General features: G+C 61.0%; 13 protein-coding genes and 1 pseudogene. 12 read left to right on the top strand and 2 right to left on the bottom strand.

Annotated features, from left to right (window positions below):
• Positions 1-3 precede the first annotated feature (3 nt).
• The 5 genes from ACR9ZQ_RS18930 to ACR9ZQ_RS18910 all read left to right on the top strand — a co-directional run bounded on the left by ACR9ZQ_RS18930 (position 4) and on the right by ACR9ZQ_RS18910 (position 3,835).
• A complete protein-coding gene (locus ACR9ZQ_RS18930; protein ID WP_310382908.1) occupies positions 4-558 on the top strand; it encodes a YceD family protein in 555 nt (184 codons plus the stop codon).
• A 101-nt stretch (positions 559-659) separates the two neighbouring features.
• The gene (gene plsX / locus ACR9ZQ_RS18925) at positions 660-1,706 is read left to right on the top strand and encodes a phosphate acyltransferase PlsX (protein ID WP_007819967.1); all 1,047 of its coding nucleotides are present in this window, start codon (positions 660-662) and stop codon (positions 1,704-1,706) included.
• A gap of 19 nt (positions 1,707-1,725) precedes the next feature.
• Positions 1,726-2,697: a beta-ketoacyl-ACP synthase III gene (locus tag ACR9ZQ_RS18920; protein ID WP_481428519.1), complete on the top strand. Its 972-nt coding sequence runs from the start codon at positions 1,726-1,728 to the stop codon at positions 2,695-2,697.
• A 106-nt stretch (positions 2,698-2,803) separates the two neighbouring features.
• Positions 2,804-3,142, top strand: a complete 339-nt coding sequence (locus tag ACR9ZQ_RS18915; protein ID WP_007819963.1) for an integration host factor subunit alpha — start codon at positions 2,804-2,806, stop codon at positions 3,140-3,142.
• A gap of 150 nt (positions 3,143-3,292) precedes the next feature.
• The gene (locus ACR9ZQ_RS18910) at positions 3,293-3,835 is read left to right on the top strand and encodes a MerR family transcriptional regulator (protein WP_113324265.1); all 543 of its coding nucleotides are present in this window, start codon (positions 3,293-3,295) and stop codon (positions 3,833-3,835) included.
• 98 nt (positions 3,836-3,933) lie between these two features.
• Here the strand turns inward: ACR9ZQ_RS18910 and ACR9ZQ_RS18905 are convergent, their stop codons facing one another.
• Positions 3,934-4,275: a response regulator gene (locus tag ACR9ZQ_RS18905; protein WP_310382910.1), complete on the bottom strand. Its 342-nt coding sequence runs from the start codon at positions 4,273-4,275 to the stop codon at positions 3,934-3,936.
• Positions 4,276-4,465: 190 nt separating this feature from the next.
• Between ACR9ZQ_RS18905 and ACR9ZQ_RS18900 the strand changes: the two genes are divergently transcribed.
• Positions 4,466-6,103 carry a response regulator gene (locus ACR9ZQ_RS18900; protein WP_481428518.1) on the top strand — a complete coding sequence of 546 codons (1,638 nt, stop codon included), beginning with the start codon at positions 4,466-4,468 and terminating at the stop codon, positions 6,101-6,103.
• A 34-nt stretch (positions 6,104-6,137) separates the two neighbouring features.
• Here ACR9ZQ_RS18900 and ACR9ZQ_RS18895 read toward each other — a convergent pair whose 3' ends face one another.
• A complete protein-coding gene (locus tag ACR9ZQ_RS18895) occupies positions 6,138-6,458 on the bottom strand; it encodes a DUF1236 domain-containing protein (protein WP_481428517.1) in 321 nt (106 codons plus the stop codon).
• Positions 6,459-6,502: 44 nt separating this feature from the next.
• Between ACR9ZQ_RS18895 and ACR9ZQ_RS18890 the strand changes: the two genes are divergently transcribed.
• From ACR9ZQ_RS18890 to ACR9ZQ_RS18865, 6 genes and pseudogenes are all read left to right on the top strand, one after another.
• A complete protein-coding gene (locus ACR9ZQ_RS18890; RefSeq protein ID WP_481428516.1) occupies positions 6,503-6,682 on the top strand; it encodes a hypothetical protein in 180 nt (59 codons plus the stop codon).
• 111 nt (positions 6,683-6,793) lie between these two features.
• Positions 6,794-7,776, top strand: a pseudogene (bcsN, locus tag ACR9ZQ_RS18885) (cellulose biosynthesis protein BcsN).
• A 55-nt stretch (positions 7,777-7,831) separates the two neighbouring features.
• The gene (gene bcsA / locus ACR9ZQ_RS18880; protein ID WP_113324260.1) at positions 7,832-10,030 is read left to right on the top strand and encodes a UDP-forming cellulose synthase catalytic subunit; all 2,199 of its coding nucleotides are present in this window, start codon (positions 7,832-7,834) and stop codon (positions 10,028-10,030) included.
• Complete coding sequence (locus ACR9ZQ_RS18875; RefSeq protein WP_481428515.1) at positions 10,027-12,501, top strand: cellulose biosynthesis cyclic di-GMP-binding regulatory protein BcsB; 2,475 nt, start codon at positions 10,027-10,029, stop codon at positions 12,499-12,501. The genes bcsA and ACR9ZQ_RS18875 overlap by 4 nt, the downstream gene beginning before the upstream one ends.
• Positions 12,498-13,544, top strand: coding sequence for a family 8 glycosyl hydrolase (locus ACR9ZQ_RS18870; protein WP_481428514.1), 1,047 nt, complete (start codon positions 12,498-12,500; stop codon positions 13,542-13,544). The genes ACR9ZQ_RS18875 and ACR9ZQ_RS18870 overlap by 4 nt, the downstream gene beginning before the upstream one ends.
• On the top strand, positions 13,541-15,970 hold the full coding sequence (locus ACR9ZQ_RS18865) for a cellulose synthase (RefSeq protein ID WP_481429333.1): 2,430 nt from the start codon (positions 13,541-13,543) through the stop codon (positions 15,968-15,970). Before ACR9ZQ_RS18870 ends, ACR9ZQ_RS18865 begins: the two co-directional genes overlap by 4 nt.
• Positions 15,971-16,049 lie beyond the last annotated feature (79 nt).

Raw genomic sequence — 16,049 nt, 5'->3', positions numbered from 1 at the left:
ATCATGAAGAAAGATCCGAGCGAGATTCCCTTTTCCTATCCGGTCAAGGTCGGACACATCTCCGCCAATCCGGTCGAGGTCCGCGTGAGCGCCGACAAGGATGAGCTGAAGGCGCTGGCCGAAAGCTGGAACGTCGTGTCGGTGGACAATCTCCGTGCCGATCTGCAGATCAACAGGTGGAAGCGCGACGGTATCCGCGTCAAGGGACGCGTGCAGGCGAAGATCGTCCAGTCCTGCATCGTCACCCTCGAGCCCGTCGAATCCGAGATCGACGAGACCTTCGAGCAGATCTTCGTGCCTGAAAATTCCAAGCTCGCCCGCCATCCGGCTAATGATACCGGTGAAATGGTGCTGGATCCCGATGGTCCGGACCTGCCGGAAGTCTTTACCGGCGATACGATCGATGCCGGTGAGGTCGTCGCAGAATTCGCAGCACTTGCCATCGATCCTTATCCGCGCAAGGAAGGCGTGGAGTTCGCGGCCCATATCGAGGATACGGGGGAAAATGACCGGAAGCCCTCTGCATTCGCCGCGCTCAAGGACTGGAAAAAGGACTGAAGCATCTCCGGCATTTGCCACAATTCAGTTGTAAGCGACGCCAAAACCGGTATTTTGGCCGAAATTTCGTCCTTGAGGCGAAAGAGAAGGATCAGGGACGCGTGATCAGAATATCTCTCGACCTCATGGGTGGCGACTTTGGTCCCCAGGTTGTCATCCCCGGTGCTGCCAAGGCGCTGGACAGGCACCCGGATATTTCCTTCGTCTTTTACGGCATCAAGGAACAGTGCGACCCGGTTCTGGCGAAGTTTCCCAAGCTCAGGGAAAAGTCGACCTTTCACGATTGCGAACTTGCCGTCAGCATGGAAGAGAAGCCGAGCCAGGCGCTGCGCCGCGGCCGCTATGTCTCCACCATGTGGCGCACGATCGAAGCGGTGAAGTCGGGCGAGGCCGATGTCGCCGTTTCCGCCGGCAACACCGGCGCGCTCATGGCGATGGCCAAGTTTTGTCTGCGCACGATGGCCAATATCGAACGCCCGGCGATCGCCGCCATCTGGCCGACGATGAAGGGCGAAAGCATCGTGCTCGATGTCGGCGCCACGATCGGCGCCGATTCGCAGCAGCTCATGGATTTCGCTCTCATGGGTGGCGCCATGGCGCGAGCCCTGTTCGAGGTGGAGCGTCCGACCGTTGGCCTGCTGAATGTCGGCGTCGAGGAAATCAAGGGCCAGGAAGAGGTCAAGGAAGCCGGGCGCCTGCTGCGCGAGGCCAATCTTGATTCGCTCGAATATTCCGGCTTCGTCGAGGGCGACGATCTCGGCAAGGGTACGGTCGACGTCGTGGTGGTGGAAGGCTTTTCCGGCAATATCGCGCTGAAGGCGGCCGAAGGCACGGCCCGGCAGATCGGCGCCTATCTGCGCGCCGCCATGTCGCGCACGCTGCTTGCCCGCATCGGCTATCTCTTTGCCAAGAGCGCCTTCGACATGCTGCGTGAGAAGCTTGATCCGAGCAAGGTCAACGGCGGCGTGTTTCTTGGCTTGAACGGCATCGTCATCAAGAGCCATGGTGGAGCGAATGCCGAAGGCATAGCCGCGGCCATCGAAGTCGGTTATGACATGGCCAAGAATGGCCTGACCCAGAAAATAGAAAACGATCTCAAAAAATATCATGCCAAGCGGCTGCCCCCGATGGGGCCGGAAGCCGCGTGAGCGACGGGGTTCAAGCAATATGATCCGATCAGTGGTTCGTGGCTTCGGAGCTGCACTTCCGAAACGCGTGATGACCAACCGCGAAATGGAAGGTGTCGTCGATACGTCGGACGAATGGATCGTCCAGCGTACCGGCATCCGGCAGCGTTACATTGCCGGCGATGACGAAACGACGGCGTTGCTCGGCGAGGCTGCAGCGCGTGCCGCGCTCGCAAATGGCGGGCTGACGCCTGATGATATCGATATGATCATCTGTGCCACCTCGACGCCCGACAACACCTTCCCGGCGACATCTGTCAACATCCAGAATCGTCTTGGTATGGCGCATGGCTTCGCCTTCGACGTTCAGGCCGTCTGCACGGGTTTCGTCTATGCGGTAACGACGGCTGACGCCTATATCCGTGGCGGTCTTGCCAAGCGCGTGCTCGTCATCGGCGCTGAGACCTTCTCCCGCATCCTCGACTGGAATGACCGCACCACTTGCGTGCTTTTCGGCGACGGCGCCGGCGCGATCGTGCTGGAAGCAGCCGAAGGCGAGGGGACGACGGCAGACCGCGGCGTGCTGACCGCACATCTGCGCTCCGACGGCTCGCACAAAGAAAAACTCTATGTCGACGGTGGTCCGTCCTCGACGGGTACGGTCGGCAAGCTGCGCATGGAAGGCCGCGAGGTCTTCAAATATGCCGTGGGCATGATTACCGACGTCATCCAGGCCGCTTTCGATTCAACCGGAACAACTTCTGATGATCTCGACTGGCTGGTCCCCCACCAGGCCAATCGCCGCATCATCGACGGTTCGGCCAAGAAACTGAACATTGCCCCGGAAAAGGTTGTCATTACCGTCGATTTGCACGGCAATACGTCTGCTGCCTCCATTCCGCTGGCACTTGCGACGGCTGCCGGCGACGGACGCATCAAGAAGGGCGACCTCGTGATGCTGGAAGCCATGGGCGGCGGCTTCACTTGGGGTGCGGTTTTGCTGCGCTGGTAGGCGCAAATCCTAAAAAACTGGCGGCGAACAAGAGCTTGACCGTGAGGCACAAGACAAATAATCTTCGTCCACTTTCACAAAATATTTTCTATTGGGCGGGGAAACCATGACCGGAAAGACAGTGACGCGAGCAGACCTGGCGGAATCCGTATTTCGGAAGGTCGGTCTCTCCCGGACAGAATCTGCTGAGCTGGTTGAAACGGTTATCGACGAAATCTGCAACGCCATCGTGCGCGGCGAAACCGTCAAACTTTCCTCCTTTGCAACCTTCCAGGTGCGCGACAAGAACGAGCGTATCGGTCGCAACCCGAAGACCGGCGAGGAAGTTCCGATTTCTCCCCGCCGCGTCATGACCTTCAAGGCCTCGAATGTGCTCAAGACGCGCATTCTCAAGTCTCATGTTGCCCGGAAGGGCAAAACGAAGCCGCAAAATCCGGCTGCCTGATCATCTTTTTCTCCGCTGAACGGAAAAGTTTTTTGCCGCATAGCTCCTCTGGCTGTGCGCAACGCGAAGACGTGACTTGAATTCGCGGCTCCAAACCGTTGAAATATGATGAGTCGCCGTTTGGATCGATCCGCGAGGTCGCGTAGCAGTATGACGTTGGACAAGAGCCCGGATGCCTTTCGCACCATCAGCGAAGTTGCTGATGATCTCGACCTGCCGCAGCATGTGCTGCGCTTTTGGGAAACCCGCTTTCCGCAGATAAAGCCGATGAAGCGTGGCGGTGGCCGGCGTTATTACAGGCCGGAGGATGTCGATCTTTTGAAAGGCATCCGCCATCTGCTCTACGATCACGGTTATACGATCAAGGGCGTGCAGAAGCTCCTGAAGACCAACGGCAACAAGTTTGTCGTCGCGGTCGGTCACGGCGATCTTGCAAGCGTCGAAGCGCTCTCGGGCAACTTGAACGATACCGTCGCAGGCGAACCGCGCGTCGCCATGGCGGAAGAGGACCAGATCGTCGGCCGCGCCAAGCCGCCGATCACGCGCCGTTTCTTCAATTTCGTCAGCGGCGAGGATGATCAGCCGGAAATTTCGGTCGGCAAGTCGAGTGTCGGCAAGGAGGATCGTGCGCTTCTCCAGGAAGCGCTTTACGATCTCCTGGAATGCAAGCGCTTGCTCGATCAGGTGCGCTAAAACACATCGCGCAAAAGTGCGCGGCGATTTTGCGATAGCGATTTGTGTGAGACAAGAACCTAAAGCGCGGCAGCGAACCTGAAAGATCGCGATTCGCTTTAGGCCTGCATGCCCTTGAGCGCTTTTTCGAGATCGGCGAGCTGGAACGGTTTTCGCAGGATAGGCTGGCTTGAATTGCTGCCTTCGGGCGCGCTGCCATATCCCGTTGCAAAGACATAGGGCTTGCCGAGTGCCTCGAGCAGCTTTGCGACCGGCAGCGAACTCTTTCCGGCCAATGATACATCGAGGATAGCCGCGTCGAATTCCTTGTTCTGGGCTGCATCGAGCGCCTGCTCCAGATCCGGAACGTTCGCACTGACGCGGTAGCCGAGATCCTCGAGCATCTCCTCAAGGAGCATGGCGATCAGCGCATCGTCTTCGACGATGAATATGTCTTTCATGGTTTTTTCACCCTCTACCCTTGCGTAGACCATGCCAGGCCCTTTGCTGAGTATCACGGCTTATCTGTCCCGAGCCGGCTGCTCGTCAAGGCTGGATCGCCGTAGTGCGAGAAACGACATATTGCCCGGCCGGATTCGATATGCAAAAGCTGGAGAGCCGTTTTCGCAACGGAAGGAATGAGGCTGGGAAATGGATTTGTTGAGCGCCACGGACTGGCTGCGTCATAGGCCGGGTTTGACCTATCCGCTCGCTGTCGCCGCCGTTGCATTCACCTTCCTGCTGCGCGTTGCTGCCGGTGATTATCTCTCCGGCTTTCCCTTTCTGAGCTTCTTGCCCGCCGTCTTGATCGCAAGCTTCATCGGCGGTGCCGGGCCAGGGGCGGTCGCCGCCATTCTGTCAGGTTTCGTCGTCCAGCAGTTCTTCGTCGAGCCGCACGATATCTTTTGGCCCGTTACCTTCGGCCAGTGGATCGGCCTGTCGACCTTCGTCGTCAATGCATTCATCATCGTCGGACTGATGCAGGCGATCGTCGTCTCGCACGGCCGGCAGGCGCGTTTGCGTGGAGAGCTCAACGATTTTAACAGGAAACTGGAAGAGACGGTTGCGCAACGCACCGGCGAACTGAAACGAGAGATGGCGGAACATGCCGCCGCCCAGGCGCAGGTACGCCAGCTGCAGAAGATGGAAACCATCGGCCAGCTGACCGGCGGCGTCGCTCACGACTTCAACAACATGCTGGCGATCATCGTCGGTAGCCTCGATCTTGCCCAGAGGCGGCTGAACGGTAAGGAGGATCCACGCCTACTGAACTCGATCCAGAGTGCAAGGGACGGGGCGCAGCGCGCGGCGGTGCTGACCGCGCGCCTGCTCGCCTTTTCACGTCAGCAGCCGCTGGCGCCGGAAATCATAGATGCAAACAAGCTGGTCGGCGGCATGTCGGAACTGCTGCGCCGGATGCTGGGTGAGCAGATCAGGATCGAAGCTGTTCTGGCGGGTGGCCTCTGGCCGACCTTCGCCGATTTGAGCCAGCTTGAAAATGCCATCCTCAACCTCTCGGTCAATGCGCGCGATGCCATGCCCGATGGCGGGCATCTGACCATCGAGACGGCCAATACGGAACTGGACGACCGTTATGCGCGCATGCACCAGGAGGTGGAGGCCGGCCAATACGTGATGATCAGTATCACCGATACCGGCATCGGCATGTCGCCCGAGGTTCTGGAACGCGCCTTCGATCCTTTCTATACCACGAAAGGTCCCGGCAAGGGCACGGGCCTCGGCCTCAGCCAGGTCTATGGCTACGTCAAGCAGAGCAGGGGACACATCAAGATCTATTCCGAGATCGACCGTGGCACGACGGTAAAGATCTATCTCCCGCGCCATGTCGGTTCCGGCGACGCACGTTTTTCGGCGCCGTCGATGACACCGATCCCGCAGGGGAGCGTCGAGGATACCATCCTCGTGGTCGAGGATGACGAGAGTGTGCGGGAAATGACAGCCGAAAGCCTGCGGGAACTCGGCTATAGTGTGCTGCAAGCCGCAGGCGGTCCCGAGGCGCTGGACGTTCTGCAGAACGAACGCGTTGATCTCATCTTCACCGATATCGTCATGCCGCAGATGAACGGCCGCCAGCTTGCCGATGCCGTCATGGAGAAGTGGCCGGAAATCCGGATACTCTACACGACCGGCTACACCCGCAATGCCATTGTTCACAATGGTGTGCTGGACCACGGCGTCTCACTGCTTGCCAAGCCCTTCAGCCTGGAACAGCTCGCCCACAAGGTCCGCGAAGTGCTGAACAGCAAGCCTCCTGCGGAACAGGCGTGAGGCCCGGGAAGAGCCTCATTGCCGTGCCGCAAGCCTATTCCAGAACCTGAATGATGCGGTGTGTCTGCGGCTCGACGATCACGCGGCGCTCGTTGATGACGGTATAGCCATAGCCGTCCACGTTCGGAACGGTATGGATTTCCACTGTGTTGGGAAGCGTCGTGCCGACGGCGATGTCGCCGTCATAGACGACGGAGGGGACGCTCTGTTCCATCACATAGGTGCGTACTTCCCCCGGAAGCACGACGGTCGAACCGGTCGGCGCCGGATCGGTTATGATGACGCTGCTCTGCGCGAAGGCGGTGGAGCTTACGGTCAGCATGAGGGCGGCCGCGGCCAGCATGGTCTTGCGCATGGATATTCTCCTTTTCGTACCCAGACATTGGGAAAACGCCAGCCATGTTTCATGGTTCCGCCGGAGAAGCAGCGAGAAGTGCAGAACCCGGCAAGGTTGAGAGCTTCCGGACCATCCTTTGCCAGATGGCGTTTATTTCCTCTCTTGTGGCTGTGCCCGCAAAGGTGGAGCGTCTGCTGGCTTTACCCGGTGCAACTGCGGTCGAGATGTTGACCATTTGTTAACCATAAGCATCGTTTATTCCTAATGAACGACATAGGGGTTGTTGATTCGGAAATTCGTCGCGCTTTGTCCCTTCAGGCAAAGATTAAAAATACGATAGCAACGGCCAGGACATGCATTTTCCTAAGACGATATCGGTGGTGGCCGTTGCGGCCATGATAGCCGGCTGCACGTCGACAGGTGGAGTGCGTCAGCCTGTCGGGCCTGAGACAGTGGAGCCGGAAAAGGCGCTTGTGCTGCCGCCCCCGGGGGGCCGTCGATCGTCAGCGTCGTAGAACAAAAGCGCGGAAACGGTGTGGAGCAGACGATATCGCTCTTCACGTCCTCATCTGTTCAGGGCCAGAATTTCTTGAAAGCTCAATTCCTTGGCGCGTCAGGCACCAATCCCGGGGCCGGTAGCGCCTCCTACAGGATGATCCGGGAAGGGGATATCGCCCGCGAGATGGCGCGCTCGGTTCCCGGCGTTCCAATGGCGACATCAGCGACCTTCCTGCAGAACAGCTACGGTCCCTTCGGTTATGCCTCGGGCAGCAGCCGCGCAGGCGATACCTGCATTTATGCCTGGCAGCAGATCCGCTCCAGCCGGTCCGCACAGACGCAGGCGCGCAACTTCGGCATGATCCAGATCCGCCTGCGCCTTTGCGATGCCCGTGCTACCGAGCGCCAGCTTCTTGGCATCGTCTACGGCTACACCGTCACCGGCACTTTCGACGGCGATATCTGGAATCCCTATGGCGCTCCGCCGTCGGCCAATCCGACGCTCGGCCAGACCGGCGCGCCGATCTATCCCGATGAAGGCGGCTATCGTCCGACCACGATGCCGATCGGTTACGAGCCCGCTCCGGCCGCGGTCCGCCAGTCACGGGCCATAGCCGTACGCCGGGTGCAGGCGCAGCCGGCACCCGCCGCGCCGGTCCTGCAGCCGCCTGTCGGCCCCCGTGTGCCGCTGCCGAACGACGACATGCAGACGAATGCGATAGAGCCGCCGGCAGAGGCGCCGGCGACGATCCAACAAACGGCAAGGCCGATCGGTGTGACCGTGCCTTCGCCTGATTGCATAGGCGATGCGGCCATGACGGCCGCCTGCCAGAAATAGCAAACATGCCCAATGCGCCGACGCGCAGCGGTTGAGCCATTTCGAAGGAACGTTCATGCGTAAGGCTGGCAGTGTTGTCATATGGGCCTTGGTGTCGCTTTGTGTGATCGCCCTGATCACGCTGCCCGTCAATCTGCAGACCCAACTCATCGCCAGCATCACCGTCGTCACGGTCATGGCGCTGATCAAGGTGCTGAAGGGTGAGGGCACATGGCGTCTCGTGGCGCTCGCCTTCGGTACGGCCATCGTCCTGCGCTATGTCTATTGGCGCACGACCAATACGCTGCCGCCGGTCAACCAGCTCGCAAACTTCATTCCCGGCCTGCTGCTCTATCTTGCTGAAATGTATAGCGTGATGATGCTGGCGCTGTCGCTCTTCATTGTCGCGACCCCGCTGCCGCCGCGCCCCTCGCGCGCCGGCAAGCTCGAGCGCTTCCCCCATGTCGATGTCTTCGTGCCGTCCTACAACGAAGATGCCGGTCTGCTTGCCAATACGCTTGCCGCCGCCAAGGCGATGGACTATCCGGCCGACAAGCTGCACGTCTGGCTGCTAGACGATGGCGGCACGTTGCAGAAGCGCAATTCCGGCAAGCTGATCGAAGCGCAGGCCGCCGCGGCCCGCCACGCCGAGCTCAAGCAGCTCTGCATCGATCTCGATGTCAATTACCTGACGCGCGACCGCAACGAACACGCCAAGGCCGGCAACCTCAATAACGGCATGCAGCATTCGAGCGGCGAGCTGATTGCCGTTTTCGACGCCGACCATGCGCCGGCGCGCGACTTCCTTCTGGAGACGGTCGGCTATTTCGACGACGACCCGAAGCTCTTCCTCGTCCAGACGCCCCACTTCTTCATCAATCCGGACCCGCTGGAGCGCAACCTTCGCACCTTCGAAAAGATGCCGAGCGAGAACGAAATGTTCTACGGCATAATCCAACGCGGCCTCGACAAATGGAACGCCGCCTTCTTCTGCGGTTCGGCAGCAGTGCTGAGCCGCCGCGCGCTGCAATCCACCAACGGTTTCAGCGGCGTCAGCATCACCGAGGATTGCGAGACCGCGCTTGCCCTTCACGGTGCCGGCTGGAACAGCATCTATCTCGACAAGCCGCTGATCGCCGGGCTGCAGCCGGCAACCTTCGCAAGCTTCATCGGCCAGCGCAGCCGCTGGGCGCAGGGCATGATGCAGATTCTGCGCTTCCGCTTTCCGCTGCTCAAGCGTGGCCTCACGCTGCCGCAGCGCTTCTGCTACATGTCCTCGTCGCTGTTCTGGCTGTTTCCGTTCCCGCGCACGATCTTCCTCTTCGCGCCGCTCTTCTATCTCTTCTTCGATCTGGAAATCTTCACGGCTTCCGGCGGCGAGTTCCTGGCCTATACGCTCGCGTACATGATCGTGAACCTGATGATGCAGAACTATCTCTACGGATCGTTCCGCTGGCCGTGGATTTCCGAACTCTACGAATATGTGCAGACGGTGCACCTGTTGCCCGCTGTCGTCTCGGTCATGCTCAATCCGCGCAAGCCGACCTTCAAGGTCACAGCCAAGGACGAATCCATTGCCGTCAGCCGCCTGTCGGAAATCAGCAGGCCCTTCTTCGTCATCTTCGCGGTGCAGATCATCGCCGTCGCGATCACGATCTACAAGATCTATGCCGAACCCTATAAGGCGGATGTCACCCTCGTCGTCGGCGGCTGGAACATCATCAACCTCATCCTTGCCGGCTGCGCGCTCGGCGTCGTCTCCGAGCGCGGGGAGAGGGCGTCCTCCCGCCGCGTGCGCGTCAACCGCCGCTGCGAATTCGGCGTCGGCGCCCAGTGGTACACGGCCTCCATCGAGGATGTCTCCGTCCACGGCGCGCGCCTGCACATCTTCAGCAAGCATTTCGATGCAGTGCAGGTCGGCGCGCTCGGCGAAATCCGCTTCCGCCCCTATAGCGGCGCTGATCTCGAAACCCTGCCGCTCATTGTCCGCAACATCGAACCGTCGGGCGATATCACCAATGTCGGCTGCCAGTATCAGCCGAAGAGCGCGCTGGATCACCGCCTGATCGCTGACCTGATCTTCGCCAATTCCGATCAGTGGACGCAGTTCCAGGCTTCTCGCCGCCGTAATCCCGGCCTCATCAGGGGCACCGTCTGGTTCCTCGGCCTCTCGCTCTATCAAACCAGCCGTGGCCTAGTGTATTTCTTCCGCAGCATGCGGCCGGAGCGTGAAGCGCATCGGCAGCAGCAGGCGGCAAAGGTGAACGCCGGATGAGAAAGCTCTTCGCCGCTTCCCTTTTCCTGGTCGGCACGTCGGTTCTCGCTTATGCGCAGATCAGCCCTTTCGACATGTCCGGCGAGCGTCCGGCAGGTGCGCCGCCGGTTGCTCCGCGTTTGAGACTGCCTGCCCAGCCTGCGCAGCCCGCACCGGCCCCTGTTCCCGTCCTGCCGCAGACGATTGCCCCACAGCCGGTGCCGCCACCCGCGCCGGCGCAGACGCAGGCACCCGCGCCGGCCGCGCCGTCCACCCCGGCACAGGCCCAGCCCCAGCCGGCCACGCCACCTGCCGTCCGTCCTGTCGCGTCTGCTCCGCAAACCGGTGATTTCAGGCGCTATATCGTGCCCTTCTCCGAACTCGCCCTCAGTGGTGAATATGACCGCAGGTCATGGTCGATCTATCTGACGACGGAGCAGGCGGCGGCGAAAGCGCGGTTCACTTTCACCTATCAGAACGCCATCGTCGTCGCTCCCGAAGTGTCGCAGCTGACCGTGTTCATCAACAACCGTGCCATCGGCCAGCAGCAGGTCGGTTCACCCGATAGCCCATCGGCGGTCAGCTTCGAGGTTCCTCCGGGCCTGCTGCAACCCGGCGCCAACCTCATCACCTTCGAAGCCAATCAGCGTCACCGCACGGATTGCAGCATCGACTCCACCTATGAACTCTGGTCGAACATCGATCCGGCCGGCACCTATCTGAGCTTTGCCGGCAGCGATGCCGGCCAGCTTTCCGGCACGGATGCGATCCGCGCCATCGGCGTCGATGGCACCGGCAAGACGGAATTCGATCTGGTCGTTCCGGCGATGGAACAGCCCGGTACCACCAAGCCACTTCTGCGTCTGGCGCAGGGCCTGTCGCTCCTGAGCGGCATGCCGAACCAGGTCTTTGCCTTCAGTACCGGCGCGCTCCCGGCAGGTGGTCCCGGCAAGATGGCGGTGCTCGTCGGTACCGCGGCCGAGCTGCGGCCGATCTTCCCTGGCCTTCCCCAGGGCGCCGAAAGCGCCCCACTTGCCGCCTTTGCCACCGACCCGCGCAGTGGTTCGCCCGTCCTGCTGATCAGCGGTCCATCCTGGCAGGCGGTTTCGACAGCGATCGATACCATTGTGTCTCCGACCGACCGTGCCCCCGAAATACGCCGCGACGTGCTGACCACGCAGCGCTGGACGGCGCCCGACGCGCCGCTTCTCTTTGCCGATACACGCATCCCGCTTTCGCAGCTCGGCATACGCACCGTCGACTTCTCCGGCCGCCGCTTCCGCACCGGCTTCAATGTCGCCGTGCCGGCCGATTTCTATGCCAATGCCTATGGCGAGGCGAAAATCCTGCTCGATGCCGCCTATTCCAGCAAAGTGCTCCCCGGCAGCCATATCGACGTCTATGTGAACGGCAACATCGCCTCCACCGTGCCGATCGCCACGACCAACGGCGGTATTTTCCGCCAGCTTCCGATCCGCGTGACCATGCGGCACTTCAAGCCTGGCTTGAATTCGATCGCCATCGAGGCCGTTCTGATGACTGAGGACGATGCGGCCTGCGTCCCCGGCGCGACGGCCTCGCAGGCGCCGCGCTTTGCGCTTTTTGACACGTCCGAATTTCATATGCCGGATTTCGCCCGCGTCGGGCAGCGTCCTAACCTCGCGGCCATGGCCGGGACATCCTACCCTTACGGGCGCAATCCCGATCCGACGCCCCTGTTCATCGATCGCACCGATGCCGACACGCTCTCGGCCACGGCGACCCTGCTTGGTCAGCTCGCGATTATGGCAGGCCACCCGATTGCAATCGAAACCGTCGCCTCGCCGGGCGTGATCGGTGACCGCAACGCCATTTTCATCGGCTCGATTTCGCAGATGCCGGCAACAGCGCTCACCCAGGTCAATGTCGCGACCGTCAGCCAGGCTTCCTGGCGTCCGGTGACGGATTCGCAGCCGACGGAAATCGATAATCGCGAGGCGCTGGAGCAATGGCGCTCGCGCATCACCGGCGGCGCACTACAGGGCCGCATAGAGGCGTTCCGCGAATGGCTGCGCCGCAACTTCGACATCACTGCCAGCTCGCTGCAGTTTGTCCCAAATGCCGAACAGGTATTCACGCCATCGAATGCGGCGACCTTGATGATCGCTCAGGGCAAGAGTCCGGATGGCGGCGGTGCCTGGACCGTCGTGACATCGCCCTCGGCCAAAGACCTGCGCGAGGGGCTGAATGCACTCACCACCCAGATGAACTGGCCGCAAATCGCAGGCCATATCACCACCTATTCCAGCCGCACCGGCAAGATCGAGAGCGTTCCGGTCACGCGCTTCGATTTCGTGCCCACTGGCGGCTTGTCGATCGCCAACTATCGCCTGATCGCTGCCAACTGGCTGTCGACGAATATTCTCTCCTATTCCTTCCTTTTGGTCGTGTTGTCGTTGCTGATCGGTCTGGTCACTTCCAGAATGCTTTCAAGGCTCGGCAGGTCGAAATGAGGGGATGGGTCGCCACACTGCTCGCAGGCACGATGATGCTGGCGCTCGCCAGTGAGCCGGCCCCTGCCCAGCAGCCGCGGATCAGCAGCGAGGCATGGGCTGCCTATAAGGCGAAGTTCCTCGATCCGAGCGGCCGCATCGTCGATAACGGCAACGGCAATATCAGCCATAGCGAAGGGCAGGGCTATGGCCTGCTGCTCGCCTATCTTGCCGCAAGCCCGGCCGATTTCGAGCAGATCTGGTATTTCACCCGCACCGAACTGTTGCTGCGTGATGACGGCCTTGCCGTCTGGAAATGGGATCCGTCCGCCACCCCGCATGTGACCGACACCAACAATGCCTCCGACGGCGATATATTGATCGCCTATGCGCTTGCGCTGGCGGGCTCCGCCTGGAACCGAGCCGACTATATCACCGCGGCCACCCGCATGGCGCAGTCGACGCTGTCGGAAACCGTAGCCAATTTTGCCGGCCGCACCCTGTTGATGCCAGGTGCGGAAGGGTTCTCCGGCGCGGATCGCGAAGATGGCCCTGTCATCAACCCATCCTACTGGGTCTATGAAGCACTTCCCGTCATGGCAGCACTTGCGCCGTCCGATCAGTGGCAGAAACTCGCCGATGATGGTCTCTCACTGCTCAAGGCCATGCAGTTTGGCCCGCGCAAGCTGCCCGCCGAATGGGTGAGCCTTAAGCGCCAGCCGCAGCCGGCCGAAGGTTTCGACATTGAGTTCGGCTACAATGCGATCCGTATCCCGCTCTATCTGGCGCGAGGTGGGGTGACCGACAGAGCGTTGCTGACACGTCTCAAAGAAGGCATGACCGAAAACGGTGTGCCCGCCACCATCGATCTGACTACCGGGCAGCCGAAGACCGAGCTTTCCGACCCTGGTTATGAAATTGTTAACCACGTTGTGGCCTGTGTATTGGACGGAACCAAACTACCTGCCGAAGCGCTGCAATTTGCGCCCGCCTATTATTATCCATCAACGCTTCAGCTTCTGGGGCTGGCCTATGTCGGGGAGAAGCATCCAGAGTGTCTGTGAAATCTTCTGTTGTGGCGATAACGGCAGCAGTCCTGGTGGCGACTCTCATCGCCGGGCTGAAGGATCGTGAAGCATTGCAGGAGCGCTTCGGCTTCGGCGGCAGGACCCCCGAACTCATGATGATGGGGCGCATCAAGGGGCCGGATACTCCCTCCAATCAGCCGATCGACGTGCAGACCGTGGCGGAACGAATCCAGGCCGCGACACAGGATGATTCCGCCGATCAGCCCCAGACCGATCTGATCCAGACAAGCCAAGCCCGGACAAATCAGGCGCAGACAAATCAGGTCCAACAGCCGGCCCCGGTTCCGGTCGTCCCGCAGACCACACCATCAGCGACTCCCGCCGGTGCCGCCACCACGCCGGCCAATCCGCCGCCGGCAGGCACGGCAGCAGGCCAGCAGCCGGTCGTTGACGTAAGCGCCCTTCGTTATTTCGCAAGCCGCGGCGACAAGCTTCGCCTTCAGGCGGAAATCTCCCGCCTGCAGGCGCTCTATCCGAATTGGGTGCCGCCCGCCGATCCGCTCGCCATTCCACAAAACGGCGACAGGCAACTCGAAAACATGTGGCAGCTTTATTCGGAGGGCCGTTATGCCGAGCTGCGCAAGGCGATCGCCGATCGTCAGGCGGCCGAAAGCTGGCAACCGCCGGCCGACCTGCTCGACCGCCTGGATGTCGCCGAATCCCGAGCCCGGCTCATCAATGCCTCCGATCTCAAGCAATATGCGACGGTCATCGATATCGCGGCCGAAACGCCGAGCCTGCTGACCTGTGCTGAGATCGATGTGCTCTGGCGCGTCGCCGAAGCATTCGTTGAGACGAACAGGCAGCAGCGCGGGCAGGATGCCTACACCTACATCCTGAAGAATTGCACCGAGCCGGCCGAACGCGTGGCGACGATCCAGAAGGCTGCCGCTCTTCTGCCATATGGTTCGATGCAGGCGCTGCTTTCTCTCGAAAAACCTGCAGATGCCAATGGTGTCAGAGAATTTGACAGCCTGCGCGATGATCTTGCCCGCCGCTTTGTTGCCGATGGCAACGACGATGCAAAGCTCGAAGTCGCTCCCGATTATATCTCTCGCGTCGAGAGGCTTGCCAAAGAGCAGGGGCTCCCCTCGGACGCGCTGCTGCTTGGCTGGTATCAGCTTCGCCGCAACAACGAGGCGGATGCCGAAAAATGGTTCCGCATCGCCCATGAGAAGCAGGATTCTGCTGTTGCCTCGCAGGGCTTGGCGTTGGCGTTGATTGCCCGCAAGTCGCCGCAGGAAGCGGAGGACGTCATGTATAAATGGCGTGACGATTCCAAGGATGCGACCGCCACCTATCTTGCCGCGACCGCCAATCTTATGGCCCTTCAACCGCCGGCCGATCTGAGCGAGGATGTGCTCGGTCGCATCGCCGCTACGATCATCGAGCAGAAATACGTGCCGACGGCCCAACAGTTCGGCTGGTATGCCCGTTCGTTGAACCAGTTTCAGACGGCCGCTCGCTGGTTCGAGACGGGACTGCGCTGGAAGCCGGATGACGAACCCTCAGCCTATGGCCTTGCCGTTACCCGGCAGCAGTTGAACGATCGTGCCGGAGTTGCCGAGATCCAGCGTCTCTGGGCCGGTCGTTCGCCCCGCATTGCTACGTTGAACGATACGTCTGCCGGCTCTCGAGCCAACGCTCCATTGCCGGGCCCCGGTTCTGCGGTAGAGCCGCAGCCTGCAATTCAGCCCCCAGCACCGCAAGTCCAGTCTGCGCCGACCGAACGCAGTGCGGCCTTCCAGCCAGAGCCTCGGCCCCCCGCGCAATTCCAATCCCAGCAGCCCCAGCCCGTTGCGCCGGCCCAGTCCGTTGTGCCGGCAAGGCCCGCGCGGGTCATGCAGACGGTTGCAGTCGAACGTGGTCCGCGCCAGCTTCGCGGATGCTCCACGACCATTGATCCCACCCGCCTCAACCCGGGCGATGCGCTGACACGCGGCTGGTGCCTGATGGACATCAACAGGCCTATGGAGGCGGTGAAGGCTTTCGAGACGGCGCTTGCAAGTCCTGTGCGCAAGGAGCGCGAGGATGCCGCCTACGGCCAGAGCCTTGCCTATCTGCGCGCCGGCCTTTCCAACAGTGCTGCAGTCGCGGCCACCAAGGCACCGCAGAACCGCGACCGCGCCTCCGAACTGCAGGTGGCGATCCTTGCCGATCGCGCGCTTGCCGCCTTCGAAGGCGGACGCTATCGCGAAGCGCTCATTTTTCTCGACCAGCGCGCCCAGTTGCAGCAGGAGCGCGTCGATCTCATGGTACTGCGTGGCTACAGCTACATGAATCTGAAGATGTATGGTGACGCCACGCGCGTTTTCGAGGCTGCGGCTGCCACCGGCAATCGCGATGCCACACGTGGCCTTGCGGATGTGAGGAGCATCACCCATCCCGAGGTCAACGACTAAAGCGCGTCGCGACCTCTTAGATTCGTTCGCCACGCTTTAGGTCTTTGTTTGACGCATGTCGTTATCGTAAAACCGCTGC

The organism is Rhizobium sp. KNZ14-9A (genome assembly GCF_056755015.1).
The sequence above is the reverse complement of the archived record's forward strand: the minus strand, read 5'-3'. Positions and strand labels throughout refer to the sequence as shown.

What these genes read in the sequence shown, in the direction of transcription:
- ACR9ZQ_RS18930 (WP_310382908.1), top strand. Translation starts at nt 4, where the DNA reads ATGAAGAAAGATCCGAGCGAGATTCCCTTTTCCTATCCGGTCAAGGTC.
- ACR9ZQ_RS18920 (WP_481428519.1), top strand. Translation starts at nt 1,726, where the DNA reads ATGATCCGATCAGTGGTTCGTGGCTTCGGAGCTGCACTTCCGAAACGC.
- ACR9ZQ_RS18915 (WP_007819963.1), top strand. Translation starts at nt 2,804, where the DNA reads ATGACCGGAAAGACAGTGACGCGAGCAGACCTGGCGGAATCCGTATTT.
- ACR9ZQ_RS18910 (WP_113324265.1), top strand. Translation starts at nt 3,293, where the DNA reads ATGACGTTGGACAAGAGCCCGGATGCCTTTCGCACCATCAGCGAAGTT.
- ACR9ZQ_RS18905 (WP_310382910.1), bottom strand. Translation starts at nt 4,275, where the DNA reads ATGAAAGACATATTCATCGTCGAAGACGATGCGCTGATCGCCATGCTC.
- ACR9ZQ_RS18900 (WP_481428518.1), top strand. Translation starts at nt 4,466, where the DNA reads ATGGATTTGTTGAGCGCCACGGACTGGCTGCGTCATAGGCCGGGTTTG.
- ACR9ZQ_RS18895 (WP_481428517.1), bottom strand. Translation starts at nt 6,458, where the DNA reads ATGCGCAAGACCATGCTGGCCGCGGCCGCCCTCATGCTGACCGTAAGC.
- ACR9ZQ_RS18890 (WP_481428516.1), top strand. Translation starts at nt 6,503, where the DNA reads ATGTTTCATGGTTCCGCCGGAGAAGCAGCGAGAAGTGCAGAACCCGGC.
- bcsA (WP_113324260.1), top strand. Translation starts at nt 7,832, where the DNA reads ATGCGTAAGGCTGGCAGTGTTGTCATATGGGCCTTGGTGTCGCTTTGT.
- ACR9ZQ_RS18875 (WP_481428515.1), top strand. Translation starts at nt 10,027, where the DNA reads ATGAGAAAGCTCTTCGCCGCTTCCCTTTTCCTGGTCGGCACGTCGGTT.
- ACR9ZQ_RS18870 (WP_481428514.1), top strand. Translation starts at nt 12,498, where the DNA reads ATGAGGGGATGGGTCGCCACACTGCTCGCAGGCACGATGATGCTGGCG.